Source organism: Pseudoalteromonas sp. T1lg65, from assembly GCF_051930985.1.
GTDB lineage: Bacteria > Pseudomonadota > Gammaproteobacteria > Enterobacterales > Alteromonadaceae > Pseudoalteromonas.
Genome location: NZ_CP196838.1, coordinates 494144 through 511293 on the forward strand (window position 1 = coordinate 494144; position 17150 = coordinate 511293).

Annotated in this window: 15 protein-coding genes; 7 read left to right on the top strand and 8 right to left on the bottom strand. The window is 41.8% G+C overall.

Annotated features, from left to right (window positions below; translation table 11 throughout):
- Positions 1 to 151 precede the first annotated feature (151 nt).
- The 5 genes from ACSLBF_RS19335 to ACSLBF_RS19355 all read left to right on the top strand — a co-directional run bounded on the left by ACSLBF_RS19335 (position 152) and on the right by ACSLBF_RS19355 (position 3887).
- Positions 152 to 1024, top strand: coding sequence for a MipA/OmpV family protein (locus ACSLBF_RS19335; protein ID WP_440056264.1), 873 nt, complete (start codon positions 152 to 154; stop codon positions 1022 to 1024).
- Complete coding sequence (locus tag ACSLBF_RS19340) at positions 1014 to 1406, top strand: DUF3019 domain-containing protein (protein WP_440056265.1); 393 nt, start codon at positions 1014 to 1016, stop codon at positions 1404 to 1406. Before ACSLBF_RS19335 ends, ACSLBF_RS19340 begins: the two co-directional genes overlap by 11 nt.
- On the top strand, positions 1406 to 2095 hold the full coding sequence (locus tag ACSLBF_RS19345; RefSeq protein WP_440056266.1) for a winged helix-turn-helix domain-containing protein: 690 nt from the start codon (positions 1406 to 1408) through the stop codon (positions 2093 to 2095). The genes ACSLBF_RS19340 and ACSLBF_RS19345 overlap by 1 nt, the downstream gene beginning before the upstream one ends.
- A 3-nt stretch (positions 2096 to 2098) precedes the next feature.
- Positions 2099 to 3367, top strand: a complete 1269-nt coding sequence (locus ACSLBF_RS19350; protein WP_440056267.1) for an ATP-binding protein — start codon at positions 2099 to 2101, stop codon at positions 3365 to 3367.
- A gap of 157 nt (positions 3368 to 3524) precedes the next feature.
- Positions 3525 to 3887 carry a hypothetical protein gene (locus ACSLBF_RS19355; RefSeq protein WP_440056268.1) on the top strand — a complete coding sequence of 121 codons (363 nt, stop codon included), beginning with the start codon at positions 3525 to 3527 and terminating at the stop codon, positions 3885 to 3887.
- 128 nt (positions 3888 to 4015) lie between these two features.
- On the opposite strand, the gene arfB is transcribed toward ACSLBF_RS19355, so the two are convergent.
- Together arfB and ACSLBF_RS19365 are read right to left on the bottom strand one after the other, a co-directional pair.
- Positions 4016 to 4429 carry an alternative ribosome rescue aminoacyl-tRNA hydrolase ArfB gene (gene arfB / locus ACSLBF_RS19360; protein WP_440056269.1) on the bottom strand — a complete coding sequence of 138 codons (414 nt, stop codon included), beginning with the start codon at positions 4427 to 4429 and terminating at the stop codon, positions 4016 to 4018.
- A gap of 106 nt (positions 4430 to 4535) precedes the next feature.
- Positions 4536 to 5807, bottom strand: a complete 1272-nt coding sequence (locus ACSLBF_RS19365; protein ID WP_440056270.1) for an efflux RND transporter periplasmic adaptor subunit — start codon at positions 5805 to 5807, stop codon at positions 4536 to 4538.
- Between the two features lie 490 nt (positions 5808 to 6297).
- On the opposite strand from ACSLBF_RS19365, the gene ACSLBF_RS19370 reads away from it, so the two are divergent.
- Positions 6298 to 6588 (top strand): hypothetical protein, encoded by a 291-nt coding sequence (locus tag ACSLBF_RS19370; RefSeq protein WP_440056271.1) that lies wholly within the window; start codon positions 6298 to 6300, stop codon positions 6586 to 6588.
- A 48-nt stretch (positions 6589 to 6636) separates the two neighbouring features.
- Here ACSLBF_RS19370 and ACSLBF_RS19375 read toward each other — a convergent pair whose 3' ends face one another.
- Together ACSLBF_RS19375 and ACSLBF_RS19380 are read right to left on the bottom strand one after the other, a co-directional pair.
- Positions 6637 to 7674: a hypothetical protein gene (locus ACSLBF_RS19375; RefSeq protein WP_440056272.1), complete on the bottom strand. Its 1038-nt coding sequence runs from the start codon at positions 7672 to 7674 to the stop codon at positions 6637 to 6639.
- A gap of 186 nt (positions 7675 to 7860) precedes the next feature.
- Positions 7861 to 10281 carry a PAS domain S-box protein gene (locus ACSLBF_RS19380; protein WP_440056273.1) on the bottom strand — a complete coding sequence of 807 codons (2421 nt, stop codon included), beginning with the start codon at positions 10279 to 10281 and terminating at the stop codon, positions 7861 to 7863.
- 273 nt (positions 10282 to 10554) lie between these two features.
- On the opposite strand from ACSLBF_RS19380, the gene ACSLBF_RS19385 reads away from it, so the two are divergent.
- The gene (locus tag ACSLBF_RS19385; RefSeq protein ID WP_440056274.1) at positions 10555 to 11208 is read left to right on the top strand and encodes a hypothetical protein; all 654 of its coding nucleotides are present in this window, start codon (positions 10555 to 10557) and stop codon (positions 11206 to 11208) included.
- 69 nt (positions 11209 to 11277) lie between these two features.
- Here the strand turns inward: ACSLBF_RS19385 and ACSLBF_RS19390 are convergent, their stop codons facing one another.
- The 4 genes from ACSLBF_RS19390 to ACSLBF_RS19405 all read right to left on the bottom strand — a co-directional run bounded on the left by ACSLBF_RS19390 (position 11278) and on the right by ACSLBF_RS19405 (position 17046).
- Positions 11278 to 11862 carry a hypothetical protein gene (locus ACSLBF_RS19390; RefSeq protein ID WP_440056275.1) on the bottom strand — a complete coding sequence of 195 codons (585 nt, stop codon included), beginning with the start codon at positions 11860 to 11862 and terminating at the stop codon, positions 11278 to 11280.
- Between the two features lie 121 nt (positions 11863 to 11983).
- Positions 11984 to 12451 (bottom strand): hypothetical protein, encoded by a 468-nt coding sequence (locus tag ACSLBF_RS19395; RefSeq protein WP_440056276.1) that lies wholly within the window; start codon positions 12449 to 12451, stop codon positions 11984 to 11986.
- A gap of 55 nt (positions 12452 to 12506) precedes the next feature.
- Positions 12507 to 13091 carry a hypothetical protein gene (locus ACSLBF_RS19400; protein ID WP_440056277.1) on the bottom strand — a complete coding sequence of 195 codons (585 nt, stop codon included), beginning with the start codon at positions 13089 to 13091 and terminating at the stop codon, positions 12507 to 12509.
- Positions 13092 to 13284: 193 nt separating this feature from the next.
- Positions 13285 to 17046: a contractile injection system tape measure protein gene (locus ACSLBF_RS19405; protein WP_440056278.1), complete on the bottom strand. Its 3762-nt coding sequence runs from the start codon at positions 17044 to 17046 to the stop codon at positions 13285 to 13287.
- Positions 17047 to 17150: the final 104 nt, after the last annotated feature.

The window sequence follows — 17150 nt, forward strand, 5'->3', positions numbered from 1 at the left end:
AAGATCTGTGATCTTAAAAACTGGTTTTGTTATTTATTGTTACTACAACTGGTAATTTACTGTTTGACTGGTAAATTACAGTCATGAAGCTGGACCCAACATTTTTAACTATCTCCGCAGCTTGGGTTATGATTATATTGAGAGTAATACTTTGAAGAACTTGCTTTTTTCCTTTGCACTTCTGAGCATCGTTACTTCGGTTGCTGCCTCTGAAGTGTGTCAGCAGGAATCGGATGACTGTGCCGCTAAAGGGCAATGGCGTTTTGCCGTTGCAGTAGGCGCAGGCATTATCACCAATCCATTGGCCGGCGGAGACAACATTCCATTGCCTGTGTTGCCTTACATTAGTTACTACGGTGACAACGTTTTTTTTGACAACGGTACATTAGGGTACACGCTCGTTGAAAAACAGACTGTAGATCTCAGTATTATTGGCGAAATTAACCCCGAACAAGCCTACTTTGAGCGCGTTCATCCAACCAATATTTTATCTGGTAGTCATTCATTTACTGGTGAAGCAATTGGGATCCCCTCTGTTGACAACAAAGAAAAAAATAACGGTATCACTATTGACGAAATCCAGCACCGAAAATGGGCTGCTGATATCGGTGTTCTGACACACTGGTATATCAACGATAGTAGTAAACTCACGGTCAGCTGGATGCACGATGTCACTAATACCTACAAAGGACAACATGCAAAGTTGACACTTACTCATAAAATCATCGATTCAGAGTTAAACAAGCTGAATATTTCAGCTGGCATCTATTGGAAAAGTAAACACTTAATCGATTACTACTATGGAGTCACACAGCAAGATACACAAGAAATGAGTCTTTGGTATCGTGGTAAGTCTGGCGTTAGTCCCTTTATTAGCGTTGCATATAGCTATCCAATTACGACTTCGTGGCAGTTTAAGTTAAACGCTCGCTATATGAAACTGGGTAGCGCGATTCATAACAGCCCGATAGTACAGGATAAATATTCCGCTACGGTATTTGTGGGGGGCCTATATGCCTTCTAGTTTAAAAGTACTCGGCGTCTTATCGTTGTTATGTTGTTCACCATTGTCTATTTCTAAAACGACTTCTCCTGTCACTCTACAAATAAGACCTATTACCTGTATGGTCAAAATAGCAGGAGAACTATGCAAAATGACGGCTCGAGTAAAATGGCAATCAAGTACAGAGCAAGACCTTTGCCTGTTCCAAGAGGAACAAAAATTGGCTTGTTGGGAAAATACGCAGAAGGTGACAGAGCAATTTCAAATAACGCTTGCCAAAACCATGCTGTTCACGCTAAAAAACAATAACGATGATGTCCTTGCAAAACAAGTAATTGAGTTACACAGTAGTGTAAATGAAGGATATCGGCGCAAACTAAAAAGTGATTGGAGTGTGTTTTAATGGCCAAGCTGCTACTGGTTGAAGATGACATAAAACTGGCTGACTTGACGGCCAGATTTCTAACCCAAAATGGCTTTGAGGTACTTCAATTAAACCGAGCCAAAGATGTTCAACAAACTATTTCAAATGAGTCACCGGACGCTATCATTCTAGACATCATGCTGCCTGACGGTGATGGTTTTACGATTTGTAAAGAAGCTCGAGGCCACTTTAATGGTCCCATTCTATTTCTCACAGCCAAAGACAGTGACTTTGACCAAGTAAGAGGCTTAGAAATCGGTGCCGATGATTATGTAATAAAACCGGTAGAACCCTATGTGTTATTGGCGAGATTAAATGCGTTACTTCGGCGAACTCAAGCCATAACAGCGAGTAAAGACTCGCTTACCTTAGGTAAACTACAAATCGACAAAGCCGACCGACGGGTATATCTTGGTGGTGAAGAAGTCGAATTAACAAGCTACGAATTTGACTTACTGAAAACGCTTGCCGCTCACGCAGGTGAAACACTTAGCCGAGATTATATATACAAAAATGTCGTAGGTAGAGAATATGATGGTCTTGACCGCAGTGTCGATGTGAGAATATCTAGGTTACGGAAAAAGCTGCACGACAATTTAGAGCAACCCTATAGACTCATCACTGTATGGGGTAAAGGATATTTATGCTCTAAATCCGCTTGGGAATAATGAATGCTAAAACTGTTGCTAAGCCTTTACTTAGCGGTATTTACCAGTATTGTTGTCATCAATCAGGTTAACGAAGCAATTTGGGCCCGTTGGGTAACCAGCTCTACAGATGATCTGCGCCATGCTAAGTCGGTGATCTATAGTTTACAGCCACATCTTGATGCCGAGACTCTTTCTACCATAGACAACGTCACGTTACTTAACATTAATGATGTTGCTTGGCTGGATGAACAAGCAAAAATCATTAATTCAGGAAAAATTTTAGAGAGTTTTGATCAGCAAGGTAACGCGTGGCTTACCTTTAAACTCAAAGAATCTGAGCAATTAATGAGACTAGGTCCGTTTGCGCCAGAGCAATCGTCGGCACTCAAGCAGCAAATTTTAAAATTCCTTTCTTTCTCACTGTTAGCGCTGTTGTTAGTATTCTGGATCCGCCCACTTTGGTTAGATTTGTTACATCTCAAGTACATCACAGAGCAACTATCAAAAGGCAAACAGCCAGAAAAACAACGCCATTTTCGGTTTTCTGCAATATCAACAATAACAGCTCAAATCAAAGCATTAGCAGATCAAGTTGCTCGCCTGATCGACAATCAAAAGCAGTTGGTCAATGCAGTTTCCCATGACTTAAGGACCCCGCTTGCCCGATTAAAGTTTGCTCTTGCAATGCTGCCTCCTGTGGCTCAACCTCAGGCTGCTGATATGCAAGAAGATATTAAAGAAATGGAGCATCTTATCGATGAAATGTTAAGTTATGCGCGGCTTGAATTTGAAGTAGAAAATCAACATTTCCTTGCTTTAAATCTTTCTGAACTGGTACAACAGCAGGTTGATAAATTTCAAAGTTTCAGTAATAAAATCATCTCCTGCAATATAACATCTAATATCAAAGTACTAGGTCATCAAAGTTATCTAGGGCGCGCTATCCAGAACTTACTTACCAATGCAAATAAATTCAGTTACCAACGATATCATGTCGAACTAACGATTGACGAGCAACGAGCGATATTAACGATTAGTGATGATGGTCCTGGTGTTGAAGAGTCACATAGAGAGTCAATCTTTTCACCATTTAAAAGAATAGAAGATAGTCGAAATAAATCTCTCGGTGGTTATGGTCTGGGACTCGCAATAGTACGCAAAATTGTTAATTGGCACTTTGGAAACTGTTATGTCACTGATTCTCATCTTGGTGGCGCTTGCTTTACCATTGCATTACCGCTTCATAACAGCACTAAAACAAACAAAAAAACAAACATTGATAACAAATAAATAACAGTTAAATAATATTTAAAACATTTACCTCACCTATCACATTGTTAATCTGAACACATCAGTGACCCAAGTTGTCTTCCTAAAGCAGTTACGTTTTAAGGTTTGGTCGCTGATGTAAGGAAATTCGAAAAAATATACTAACGAGGATTTAACAATGAAAAACAAATTAATAGCTGCTGCAATGATCACACTCGGTGCATTTTCTTTTTCATCTGAAGCTGCGCAAATGAAATGTGATGTATGGACTAAAAATGGTAACACTTGGGGTACCACGAATTGTTTCGGTATGGACTTCTCATTTGGTAGGAGTACGACTGCTAAATTCTATATTACTGGTGTAACAAAACCAGTAGACAGCATAGTTTGGACAACCAACTCTAGCTGTTCTAGCGGTACTTCTTGCACCTTTACGGCATCTGCATATCGTACTTATTACGCAGAAGCTAAGATCCTTTATTCTGATGGTACTTGGGAAAAAACCAACCGCTCTACACTATCTTATGAGACAGGCCATTAAGCATACTTAGGCCTTTAATACTGATATCTTAAAGGGACTTTTGCAATAAATAGCACGGAAGCTAATTCTCTTACATCGCTTTTTTGAGTTTATTAAAATGCCTTTCTCGCCGATATCTCACATCAGGATTACCACTTCACCGAGCCGCGCAACGCTTTAGTCTCCCCTCTTTTCGTTTTGCTGTTTAGACGTTTTTTTTGCGACCCCTTTGTGGGCTTGGTCGGTTTGCGATTTTTTTCTACTTTAACAGCTGCAAGGATAATCGCTTTCAAGCGTTCTAGTGCTTCTTCTTTATTTTGCTCTTGAGTCCGATGCGACTGTGCTTTGATGACCAATACGCCCTCTTTTGAGATCCGACTGTCTTGCAGTGCTAGCAAACGCTGTTTATAAAAAGCAGGCAATGAGGAGCGATGAATATCAAACCGCAAATGAATTGCTGTTGCGACTTTGTTGACATTTTGGCCACCAGCGCCTTGCGAACGAATGGCTGATAACTCTATTTCCCATGCAGCTAGTTCAACGCTGTTTGAAAGTTTTAGCATAATAAAACGGGCCTCCAAGGCCCGATTTTAGCATAGTAAACGTGGTGATTGATATCTTTCCACCGCTGCATTACTTAAAACTTAGGCTACAACAACTTAATAAGCCTTATTCAATAATACGGACTGTTTCAGCGCCCTCAAGCATACTCACATCTGAAGTGATCACCTGTTCACCCGCTTCTAGGCCTGCTACAACTTCGACTTGTCCGAGGCTTTTAGAGCCAATACGAATCGGTTTTTTAAAGGCCAACCCATCTTTCACTACATAAGCAAACTGCCCATTATTGGCATCAAGAAACTGCCCCCTAGGTAGATAATAAACGTTCCTTTTTTGTTCTAAGATAATACGACTCGTTAAGCGCTGATTTTGTCTCAGCCCACTTATTTCTTCATCCTTGAAACGGATTTTACCTTCCACCCGGCCGTTTTCTATTTCCGGTGAAATAGCCACTATTTCACCTGAGTAGATCTTGTTGTTCAACGTGATCTCAGCCGCCATACCTAACCCTAAATCATCTGCGTAGCTCTCAGGCACCTGAATTTCTAGTTCATACTTTGTTAAGTCAACGACGCTAAGCAGCGGCTGGTTTTTCGCCACACTGTTTTTTTGCTCAACACTTAAATTACCGACAATCCCATTAACCGGTGACACCACTTTTAAAGAATCTACTTGGCGTTGTAAGTCTTCCACTTTCACCTTTTGCGCCTCAAACTCTAACTCTTTGGTACGAATTTCAAACTTCTGACTTTCCTTTAACAAGCTGATTTCTTTTAGTGCTAATCGATATTCACGCTCAGCGTTTTGCAGCTCATCTTTCGCTTTTTGGTAATCAATGTCACTAATCACCTGCGTTTGCATCCCTTCTTGTGAACGACGCATTTCTCTTTTTGCAGCGTTAAGTGCAACTTCGGCTTGGCCTAAATAATTCTCTTGATTTAAATCTTGCTTTTTTGCCTGAATAATTTCTCTTTGCAACTGGGTTTCTAACCGGTTTAAATCTGCCTGTTGCTGTGCATATTCACTTTTTAGTTCCGGACTATCAATCAATGCCAGCGTTTGCCCTTCAACTACGCTATCTCCCGCATCAACCAAATAGGTCACGGTACCTTGTGCTGGGCTATACAATATTGGCCGTTTGGCAGCAACTACTTTCCCTTGCACCGAAATATCTTTGACAAAATCTCCGTGCTGCACAGTTTCAATATTTACTTTGTCGATACGCACTCCAACTTGACCACTCAGCCACTGCTGCAAGATTGGAAAGATAAAATAGATTACGATAATTAATAAGAGGACGATTGCTAGAATCGTTGCTAGATTGAATTTTTTCTTTTGTATTGCAGTATCTTGTGCACTGGTATCAGATATTAATGCCACAGCTGTTGTCCTTAATTTTTGTTACTAAAAGCTCCTCGGCCAAAGTATTATTGCAATAAAATAAACTGTCATAATCCTCTGTTTTGGCGACTAAACCTTACACAAATCACACAAAAATGTCACTAAAAAACAAAGGTCATGTAAATAAAATGAAACTAACTCCAAGCATAACCCGATGTATTACGCGCCAGAATTTAAGTAACCTTAGCTGCGCATAAGAGTTTTGAAAGTGTAACTATTCAAAAAGCGGATGAATCTTCCAATCCAATGATGAGGTTTTGTTCAATATCAAGACGTTTTTACGAAGTAATAGCTGGCTATTACAAATGAAAACAACGAAGGGAGTGAACAAAATAGCATTATTGGACAAATCCGCTTATGCGCATCTGAGGTTAAGTAGCCTCAACTGCGGATAAGTAAAGTGGCATTGTATATTTACCCCGAACTTCGCTATGCTGCAAAGACATGAAGTGAAGAAAAATCGTAACCGATGGACAAACTGTACTTTTACCCTGAAAGCAGCAGCATCCCACACGATATTAGAGCAAGCTTATCCGAGCTGACTAATATCGTTTTGCAATATCAAGAGAATAAGGTGGATAAACAAACGGTTCTCGTCGCTCTTGACGTGTTGAGAAGTAAACAACACTACCAGACTAACGGAAATGACTTTGCTGCTCATTTGTTCTCTGACCTAGATTCAGTCTGCTATTTTTGGCAGGAGCCTTGGCGCTTTGAGCAATGTTGGCCACCCCTATCAACACTGATTGAAGAGCTATAAATCAACTCTTCAATCGGCTTTATACACATTTATTTAAGCGGTGCAGGTTCAACTTTGGTTCTGATCTAAATAGGCTTTAAATGTTTTCTCGGTGACACCCAATCTTGTCATGTTGTCTAGTAGAAACTTAGGCATACTGTACTCGCTGCGCTGTTGGGCGCTAGGCATATCAATCAAAAAGTGCTGTCTATAAGTTAACTCACACAAGAATAACTTGTCACCATTGTTTTTATGACATTGTAATGGCGTTATTACCTCAGGTTGTTTTGCTACACCAGACTCCCCCCAACTCGAAACATAGAGTGGATACTGACCAGTCATGGAAAACACTTCGTATGCCACAACAACCTTATCATGGCTTCTCAGGGTATTCGTCAAGTAATCTACGAGTTTATTTGATGCTGAGCTAAATTGCAGTCCACTGACATTTTTAGCCTCAGCAGCCTGTTGACCAAACTCAACTCGCGCACTGTTTTCAGTGTTAAAGTTAAGCGCTAAACTGAACTGAAGCCTTTCTCTGATATCACGGTATTCAACCTCATTCTCATACTGTGCTCTTAGCTCCTGCTCTAAAGGTGTATATGTTTGTTGCAACGCATAACTTCCCGCTAAAAACTCGTGTCGTAATATCGCGCGACGGTAATGTGGCTGATTAAAGTCTTCACCTTGTTTTTCTAGCAACGACTTCACAGCTGCACTTACAACGCTTCGCGGAGAGAAATGTTCAACAAGATTGAAATCAGCTGACTTAAAGCGATGTTGCCTTCCAGTTTTATAAGGTGAACTAAGCTTTATTTCAAAATAGGTAGTCGGATCGATCATCTCACCGCTGTCATAGCTATATTTTGTTTGCATGTAAGGGCTAGATATATCCACTGCATCGTCAGGCTTTACGGAAATGCGATGCGACTTATAGGCCATTGAACTGATTAAATTCAGCTCGCCTGTATTGTTGTGCTCGCTACGCATTTTGAAAACATAAGAAGTTTCATAGGAATAATGCAGTTTTGCTGCTGCGTAGTTGTTTGAGTTTTGCGCAACTGCAGCCGCAGAAATGATGAGTGGTAATACAAGTAAACGTCGCATGACTAACCTTAATATTGATCTAAAAGCGAGTAAGAATTGACGAGTTTTAACTTAGCTCTGACTCTAAATATTGTTATCGTGTTTGCACGATATCATATCACCCATAAAAAATTTTATGTGATGAAAAAGCCACTAAGATCATTTATATCGATATATGGTGACCAAAACTAGGCTTTGCCAATAATGCTAGTCACCTAAATACTGTGTTAAAACGCTATATAGGTGGCTCATATCTATTGGCTTACTAATGTGAGCTAAAAAGCCTTGTTGCAAATAACGCTGTACATCTGCCACCATAACATTTGCGGTGAGGGCGATGATACAGGTGTCATGATTTATTTTTTTTATCTCCTGCTGAGCCTGAGCGCCGTCCATTTCAGGCATCTGAATATCCATCAAAATAAGGTCAAACTGTTCTTTTTTCGCAGCCTCTACTGCGAGTTTACCGTTTTCTACCAATGTTAGATCTGCTTTTGTTGCCTTTAGCATTGATTGGATTAGCATTTGATTGATCGGATTATCTTCTGCAACTAAGATTTTCTTGCCTGTCAATTGGGGCGCTATCACAGCCTTTTGCAGTTTTGCTTGTATATGTGCCTCTGTTTTAACTAATGGCAAAATCACTCGTACTGTCGTCCCATGCTCAATGAGACTTTCCACCGCAATAGAGCCCCCCATTAGCTTAACTAAACTGATTGTAATGGACATGCCAAGCCCCGTGCCACCAAACTTTCGAGTCGTGGAGCTATCAGCCTGCTCAAAGCGTTCAAATATCCGCGCTTGCGCCTCTTCACTCATGCCAATGCCGGTGTCAATAACTGAAATGCATACAACTTGTTTGCCTCGGTATTCGGAGCAACTTAACTTAATTTCCACAGAGCCAGTTGCAGTAAACTTAACAGCGTTTGACACTAGATTTAATAAGATCTGCTTTACCCTAACAATGTCACCCAACCAACCATCTTCAAAGCTTTTATCTGCAATATGAAAGACATCTATTCCTTTGTTGCTTGCCAAAGTGTCTACATCAAACTTGACAGATCTTACGACTTCCAGCAGCGAAAATGGTTGTTGTTCCAATTCAAGCTTGCCCTCTTCTATCTTTGAATAATCCAATATGTCATTAATCAAAGTGAGCAGCGAGTGCGCTGAGGACGAGGCATTTTCAATAATAATACTGAGATCGTCATCTAAGTTGGTATTTCTTAGTAGCTGCAAACCGCCAAGGATCGCATTCATTGGTGTACGAATTTCATGACTCATATTGGCAAGAAACTCGCTTTTGGCACGATTGGCTTTCTCCGCTTCTTGCGTTGCTAACTCCAGCTTATTAATTGCATTAACGCGCTCGGTAATGTCATAGTTAACCCCGATCACTTTTAAAGCGTTACCTTGTTCATCTCTGATAACTTCAGCACTGGCTTTCATGGTTCTGATTTTGCCATTTGGGTGCACCACACGAAACTCGGGTTCATAAACATCACGGCCTTCCACAGCCGCAAAAAGCTGCGCTTTCGTTGAGTCTATATCGTCAGGATGAACACTGTTCTCCCAGGCTTCATAAGCACCAGAAAAGTCGTCTTTGGTTATTCCGTATAACATATACATCCAGTCATCCCAAATTAACTCATTGGTGACAACATTCCACTCCCAAACACCGATACCCGCCGAGTCATTCGCTAACTGCATTCGTTTGGCATTGAGCTCAGCCTCATCTCTCGCCTGCTGAAGCTGCTTTTCAATCTCTTGTTGCTTAGAAATATCCTGAACAACTGACCAGATATATTCTGTACCATTACTTTTGGCGATTTTGATACCGGAGAGGAGTACCGGATAGGTATGGCCTTGTTTGTGAACATATTCTTTTTTATATGGACCATAGCGACCATGCTTTGCTAAGGATAGTAATTGTTGCTGCTCTTGTTGTTCATATTTTTTCGGAGTGAGTTGCCAGTAATCCATTTGGTTGAGTTCATCAACCTCATATCCTGTGAAGCGGCTAAACTCATCGTTAACATACTCAAAGCGACCATCGCTCAAGCGATTGATAACTATACCGATAGGCGCAAGGTTAACAAATTGCTCAAACTTTTGTTTTTCTTCCAGGTATGCAGATTGTAGAGAGGCGATGTTAGAGACTGCGTTTTCTAACTCAATCTGAGTTTCATTCAATTCAGAGATATCTCGGCCAATTGCTAGTACCAGGTTTTTGTCAGGAAGGGGCAGCGCGGTTAGTGACACCAAACATGGAAACGTGGAACCGTCCAATCTCGAATGCGTCCATTGAAAGAGTTGCGGCCCTTTTGTAAAGGTGTTCTCGATACACTCTCTTGCCATTTCTTCAGAAAGCCGGCCACAAGGTTGATACTTTGGAGAAATATCAGAAGGCGAGAGGTTTAAAAAGTTCTCCTCCGACTCGACACCATGCATATCAATCGCCGCTTGATTGCATTCAATAAACCGCCCCGTGCTTAAGTCAATAATAGACAGTGCATCTCCAGACACCTCAAACAATGTTTTATACTTAATCTTCTCGCTATTAGCCCTTTCAAGCTGGGCTTCCAGCTCTAGGACTCTTTGTTCCAGGGATAGCTGAAGGGTAGGCATGATTCCGTTAGTTGCGTTTTTATTGTTTAGTTTCCATAGTATAGAAATAAAAGCACCTTTATCCATGGTATTCACTGATTTTATCTGGAAACAACCAAATCGCGTTGAACGATTAATTCCTTCAGAGTCCTCCAGGCTCAAACCTATTCACATAAATTACTTGCAATAGTCACGGCCCTTGTAATTAGATGTAACCACCTGTAATACAAGCGCAATGTTTTCTCATGCTAGTGTGATATCTCTTTTATAATGCCGACTTACTGGGAAAATACCATGACAACGGAAAACTACACCACGTTAAAAGTTAAAAACGACACCTCCAAAAGCGTTGAGGTTTATGTCACTTTTGCCGCAGAAAACAGCAAAAACCTCTGTTGCCCATCGCCAGTGAGCGTGTCAGCTTTTGATTTTCTCACGGTAGTAAATAATCTTAGAGGAAAATTCACGCTCGCAGCTGGAGAGAGTCAAACATTTGATCCCAAAGGACAGTGCTTCAGTGGCAACATTGGTTTCTATATTGAGCCTCAATGTCCCGTTGCAGGTGCTGATTTTCATCATGGTAAGCAAGGCACCAATATTGCTGAATTTACCTTAAACCCCCAAAGCCCATGCTACGAAGCTTTTGATATTAGCTGCGTTAATGGCGTGAATTGCTTTATGGAAATGTCGGTTGATAAGAGTGATGGGTGGTTTTATGGGCCTAATAACACCCCAATAGACAGAATATATAACAAAGCCTTACAAGAAAACGCTGGCAATCCGGGCTTATACCCAGTGAATTGCACTGACTGTATACGCTTAGTTGGTTCTGCACCTTGCTCTTGTTTGCCAGTTGGACCTGCGCAGAGTGAAAGGATCTGCAACGTACAACGACCTGGACGAGGTGGCGAATTGGTTGTGACTTTGCTTAGCCCTCAGCCCGAATAATTTTTCTACCCCAAAAACCACTAAGCCGACTTTTTAGTCGGCTTAGTGGTTTTGTACCTCTGGTTTTACTCATTTTTTAGGACATTTGCTGCGTAATTTAGTATTACCATCGGCGACTTTGATATGCGTATCACCTATCGATAATTCAGTTTCTTTCTTCATCATATCAGCAAGCTGGGTATTCATTTCTTTTGCAAGATGAAAGAACTCCCGCGTAGCTGCCTGTGATTGATCAAACTGCCGAGCTTTTTCTAATAACTCCTTACTGTGTCTACTCTTATCAAAAGTCAATTGTGCAAGCTTTAACTCCTTTTCAATCTGGTATTGATGGAGCCGCTCATGTCGCTCATCTTCCCTGTCTTTTACCGTTGCATCTTCTGCCTTACCAACCGAAGCTTCTTTGATCACCATGATCAATGCCATTATCACTGGAGAAATCATTCCCACCACAGCGGTGAAAGCTTCTACATCCAAGTAGTAACCGGATAAACATGTTACAAGCACCAATATAACTGTCGTAGGCATAGCCCATTTACCAACTAAAACCATCACTATGTCTTGCGATAGCACAGGGGCTTTGCGCTCTCGATGGCGTCGCTTTTTGGTGCGTTTTATTACGTCTGAATTGCTAGATTTATCAAAATTTTTTTTCATCAAAAATACTCCATTGATTGCAAAATTTTTAATAGGAAGGAGGAGGCAAACGCCTCCCGTCAGGTCGCTACCAAGGTTTAAGTCTCGGCAGGAAATGGAGGTAGTGAGAAGGGAAACGGTCTTAATGCAGCCACATGCCAGAAGCCATGTTGTGGTCATCTCGATACGGAGGAGAGGTTGGCTGCAACGCTAAATTTTCGATGTAACTTGAGGTCAGACAGAGCCAGCGGGCCAACTCGTTATAATCAAGCTGGTTAAAATAAGAGAGGGTTAGGTGACACATCTGCCCACTCACAGGCAGTAAAAAATGTTGCTGAAACTCACACAGCAAAATATCGATATAGCCTTTGATCGATGCTTTAAACAATAAGTTGGCTATGCTTTGGTTTGCAAGCTCATCACCGTGTAACTGATACCAAAGCTCTTCACAGTACTCTTGCTTAAACAGTTGATATAGCTCGTATTCTGAAAATCCGACTCCCTTCATAGTTTGCCAACATGCCAGCTTTTCAACTTCGACGCTGAAAATGTCTGCTTGTTGCCAGTTAAAGACTATCACCGTTTCAAATGCGCGCGCGTAACTTGCCATAATTAACCTCATTTTGGACTTTCTTAGATGACGTCCTTAAGTCCAAAATGTGATGCTAAACGCGAGTTAAATTTGCTCTTTTTTGAATAAATACAAGGGAGATAAAATCGTCAACAAGTGAAGCCAACTCTGAATAGGAGGGTTCGCTATGGTGATATTCAGCCACGGCTTGAGCATGCTCACAGCAGGGTTCTGATTGCACTTCATCAGCAAAATATAGCCACTGTACTTGGCTAGTTAATTGGCTGGTTTTATAACGACAAGCAATAAAGTGGCTGCCAGATTGCGTAAAAAATACCAGCTGGCTATCGTCAGAAGTAGCCGCTAAGTCACTTTGTAAACTACCATCAAATTTGAATGCTACCTCATAGATAACATCAATCACCACATTATCGTGTTCGATTTGCTCGGTTTTACTTTCAATTAAGCAGCCGTACCCGTGACTCGCTAGTTCATGTTTTACGTCGTTAAGTTGTGTTAACACATGGTGAGTAAACAGCCCATTGAGATGACATTTGCGTTCATATTCGCTGTGAGTACGACTACTGTCAGCTCGGCTTTTGGCAACATCATAAAGCTGTAACCGGTGTTGATGTTCAACAATCAGTTGATGTGTGTCGGTTTCATTGTAATTGTGCATAAAGTCCTCTTTGTAAAAACTGATACCTACCTACAATCAAGAGGAAATCTGTTTTTGTGGGAAAAATACCTATTTGCATTAATTTTTAACCAATTTGAGAGATCAAATTTGGTCAATCCATTAATTAAATTGGTAAGAAACGCAATTCTCCAGCGCCAAATCGATTTAACCTTGGTATCGATAGGTATATTGGTTAAAAGCCATATTTCCATTCTATGTGTATGAGTGTTTGTCCAAGCCAAGGCAGCTGCACCATCCCAAGGCCCCACGGCAGCTTGGCCATTAATACATCTTGTGGCAGCGTTGAAACGGCGACGTGATAACCCGTATCTGTTGACTCTACAGTCCCTTCACGAGCGATAAAGAGACGAACAAACTCAGCTTTGGGCATGCCTTTAAGTACTTCCCAACGACTGACTACCGCTTGCAGCATATAATCGATAGCGTCCTTTGTATCTTCATCAGGTTCGTCATAATTCAACTCAGCGTGTAAGGGCAGATCTAGCAACACACAAGCTGTGTGACTTACCTCTATTAACGGCTCAACATTGGCGATGTAACACAGTGCTGCGTGTGCTTTTAGCTTGGCTTCGTTACTGACAAATTCACCAGCTTGCTCATGTGACTCAGGATACAAGAAGCCCAATTTAGAGAATAAGGTGGGTAAAAATGGCCATAAAATTACTAAACCTGCATCAAAAGTAATGGGATTGGCTTGTTGCGATTCATTACTTTTTTGCAGTTGTTCAATTTGCGATTGCACTCCTGCAATAGCGTTTTTGATTGCCACCTGCAAGCTTGGACGATTAGCATTGGCAAGTTGAGCCAACTGTTGTTGGCTACGTTTAACTGCTCGCTGTAACCTTTGTTGTTGCTCAGCTGGGACGGATGCCTTCGACATTGCTTCCCCATACTGACTGACTTGAGTTAAAAGTTGTTGCGCTTGTTCCAAGTTTGTTGTGTGCGTTAATAAAGCAATCAAAGTGCTTGGCGACGTCGATTTAGTCTGCTGCTGCGGCTTGTCCATTGCTAAAGGATTGTCTTTAGCATGTTGAATTTTATCCACCTTTTCATGTAACGGCTTGGTATCTATCTTATCGCTCGAAACAGTAAAGTCAGCGCCTATCAAAGACGTAGCATGTTGCACCTCGACCTGCTCAGGATCTTGTAACTCTTTGCTCTTACCGGGGTTAGCCTTTTCGGTCATTGCGCTTTGACCCAAATTATCCGCGATGTTGCTCGGCCGTTCAGGCTGATGCAGGTTTTGAATCGCTTGCATGTTGAGGTTGTGGAATGGACGCTGTTCAATGTAAGTAGCGCTTGATGTTAAATCAGTCGAATTTTGCTCCTTGTCTGGCGTCTGACCTTCATCGACAAAATCCGTTAGCGGATTGGCTGGTTCTAATTTTGTGGGCAATTGAGCTTGGCTTTGCGCTGTTAAGGTTGTGCCGTTTTCTTGGTTATGGAATACACGGAAAGATGACAATTCGTTATTGTCACTATGCTTGCTGTTACTATGCGGTATTTCCTGCGGTTCTTCATAATTAACCTTTTGAATTTGCTCCGCAAAGCGATTCGGCAATCGCCATAAATTCTCAGCACTTTCGAGTAAATCACATGCATGGTTAAACACAGGAGTAAGCCAACGATCTGTGTGACTATATGCTCGGTCAATCAGCGGGGCTGCTTGTTCAATCTGTTTGCTAAAGCTGTTCAATGCCTTGCTATGTTCAGTTAGCCACATGTGTATTTTCTCACCTTCTGCCGCAGCTTGTGTCTGAACTTGCTCTAAAAAGCTCAACTCATTCAACAACCAGATCTTTTGCGTGGATACCAGTGCGTATAGTCGACTAAGGCTAGGTGAAGCCACTGACTGAAGCGCCAAAGCACAAGTCAGTATCTCATGACTTCTCAAGGCACATTGCCAGATAGGTGTGCTTTTGAGGCTATTTTTCGCTTCTGCTTGTCGCAGTTTTGGAGATAATAATTGCTGCTGTTCAAACTGCTGCATCAGCGTGCTCAATCGCAGGGTTAGCCGCTTGGTCAATTCAATGATTTGACTATTAAGGACGAATGCAAAATCATCCTCGTCCAGTTGTTGCAAAGTTGCAGGGACAACTGATGCGGGTTCGATAGCGTTATATTCTGCTTCTAAATCAGTCAATATGCGTATAAACGAGTGCCAACATTCAACACATTGTAACTTTGCCCATAAATTGTCACGCACTGGAATAGGTAAGCTTTTTACTATCGAAAGCATACCTTGTAATTCATTTTTTGCCGCCTCTCCGATAATTTCACCCTTATCTTTTTGCAACGCGGCAGCACGTGTCTGCATACGTTGCAATACTTGGCTTACGCTGGTGAGATCAACTTTTAGTAATACGCCGTTATGGGTCTTTGTCTTGATTTTTTGTTGATGGCTGACACACCAAGCTGTTACCTCATCCAACCAAGCAGACAAAGCTCGGGCAGGTATAGTGTGAGCCGCGAGCCATTTTACGGGAGCTTGCAGTACTGTCACTGGCACATCCGCTAAACGGTTGACAAGACTATAAAGCTTGCACAATCGGTATTTATCTACAGGCGTTGTTACACTGAAGCGCCGAGTTTCTCGAATTTTAGCTACCAACTGCCAAATTTTTTCAAGGATCTCGTTTTCGGTTTTGTAGCTCGGAAGCATCCGCATCATTAACTCGGTCACTTGAGTGAGCTGTTGAAATATCGCAGCATTGAGCATTTGCGGGTTTGCTCGTATCGTCTGTAACTTTATCCAAGCCTTTATACGCTGGCTGGGTAATGCGTGAGAGGTGTCTAGCCAACTCAGCTGTGCCAGTATTTGATATAAAGGTTCTAATTGTTTTCGACGTTTGTAAGCAAGTTCGCGTTGCAGCAGCGCCTGAGTCTTGTTGGTTAGCAGCTTTGGCTGTAACGCTTTAGGCAACATCGCCATGTCGAGAGTATCCAGCGCAGTTTTACTATCACCCAATAGCGCTAACGCCATATCGCTTTGCTTAGCTGCATAATGAATAATTCGCTGTAAATGACCCACCGCAGATCGCTCTCGACGATTTTGTTGCACAGTACACCACATGCTGATGGCTTGCTTTTGCGACACACAATGAAGCGCTAAACAGGCCTGTCGCAGCAACGTCTCACTGAACTCCGGATAGGAGATAAACTGCTCATACAACGACAGCAGTATTGAAGCGTTTGGATAACAACGACTCCTATTAGCAGTGGTAACGTTACTCAGCTCTAGCTGGCTAACGAAGTGCTCCAATTGAGCCGCATTTAATTTCGTTAGTAACTTACTCAACCGCTCGTGCTCAACAGCAGGATAAAGTGGCCGTAAAAGCTGCAGAATTACAGAAGTATCAGCACCAAACAGACGTACCAGCAGGTGACGATAATACGGCCAGTCAGGGTGTGCTTGTAATTCCATAAGTGATGTTTTTGACGTTTGAAAAGCGGTGCTCAGCATCCGTTTTAGCTCTAATTTCATCGTCATTTTGGCAAAAATGGTAGGAGGGGTCTTTGCTAAAACCTGTGTAAGCAATCCAATTACATTGCCGTTAATCAGCGTTTTTCCTCGCAAATTGAGCATGTCTGAAGTTTGCTGCGGCGAAAGTGCTTTGGTGTGTTTTAAATCATTAAGGTGGGTATTAATTGTGCGGCGAAGCACTGGGAAAACATAATGTTTGAAAGCGGCAAAGGGATCTAGTTGCACAAACTGCCAATCTATTTTTTCCAGTTCTATGTCGATTTCTGGCAGGGTAATGGCTTCTACAGGCAAATCTTGCACTGTAACTTGAGACCAGTCCATTTGTGACAATCCATTCAATAACCACTGTTCAAATTGAACTTCTAACTCTGACAGACTGGTGCCAGAAGCTTTCAATACTGAGTGAGGAGCTTGAATGTCAGCCCCTAATTGTTTTATTGCAAATTTCATCTTGAAACTCATCACCACTTAGAGGAGAACCATTGGGGACTAAGCACACATTTAAAAACCTCAGACTGAGCTTTATATTTTGAGCCGCAGCTGAGGTCTCCTGG

Coding starts and splice junctions, on each gene's coding strand:
- ACSLBF_RS19340 (WP_440056265.1), top strand. CDS start 1,014: ATGCCTTCTAGTTTAAAAGTACTCGGCGTCTTATCGTTGTTATGTTGT.
- ACSLBF_RS19345 (WP_440056266.1), top strand. CDS start 1,406: ATGGCCAAGCTGCTACTGGTTGAAGATGACATAAAACTGGCTGACTTG.
- ACSLBF_RS19350 (WP_440056267.1), top strand. CDS start 2,099: ATGCTAAAACTGTTGCTAAGCCTTTACTTAGCGGTATTTACCAGTATT.
- ACSLBF_RS19355 (WP_440056268.1), top strand. CDS start 3,525: ATGAAAAACAAATTAATAGCTGCTGCAATGATCACACTCGGTGCATTT.
- arfB (WP_440056269.1), bottom strand. CDS start 4,429: ATGCTAAAACTTTCAAACAGCGTTGAACTAGCTGCATGGGAAATAGAG.
- ACSLBF_RS19370 (WP_440056271.1), top strand. CDS start 6,298: ATGGACAAACTGTACTTTTACCCTGAAAGCAGCAGCATCCCACACGAT.
- ACSLBF_RS19375 (WP_440056272.1), bottom strand. CDS start 7,674: ATGCGACGTTTACTTGTATTACCACTCATCATTTCTGCGGCTGCAGTT.
- ACSLBF_RS19380 (WP_440056273.1), bottom strand. CDS start 10,281: ATGCCTACCCTTCAGCTATCCCTGGAACAAAGAGTCCTAGAGCTGGAA.
- ACSLBF_RS19385 (WP_440056274.1), top strand. CDS start 10,555: ATGACAACGGAAAACTACACCACGTTAAAAGTTAAAAACGACACCTCC.
- ACSLBF_RS19390 (WP_440056275.1), bottom strand. CDS start 11,862: ATGAAAAAAAATTTTGATAAATCTAGCAATTCAGACGTAATAAAACGC.
- ACSLBF_RS19395 (WP_440056276.1), bottom strand. CDS start 12,451: ATGGCAAGTTACGCGCGCGCATTTGAAACGGTGATAGTCTTTAACTGG.
- ACSLBF_RS19400 (WP_440056277.1), bottom strand. CDS start 13,091: ATGCACAATTACAATGAAACCGACACACATCAACTGATTGTTGAACAT.
- ACSLBF_RS19405 (WP_440056278.1), bottom strand. CDS start 17,046: ATGAAATTTGCAATAAAACAATTAGGGGCTGACATTCAAGCTCCTCAC.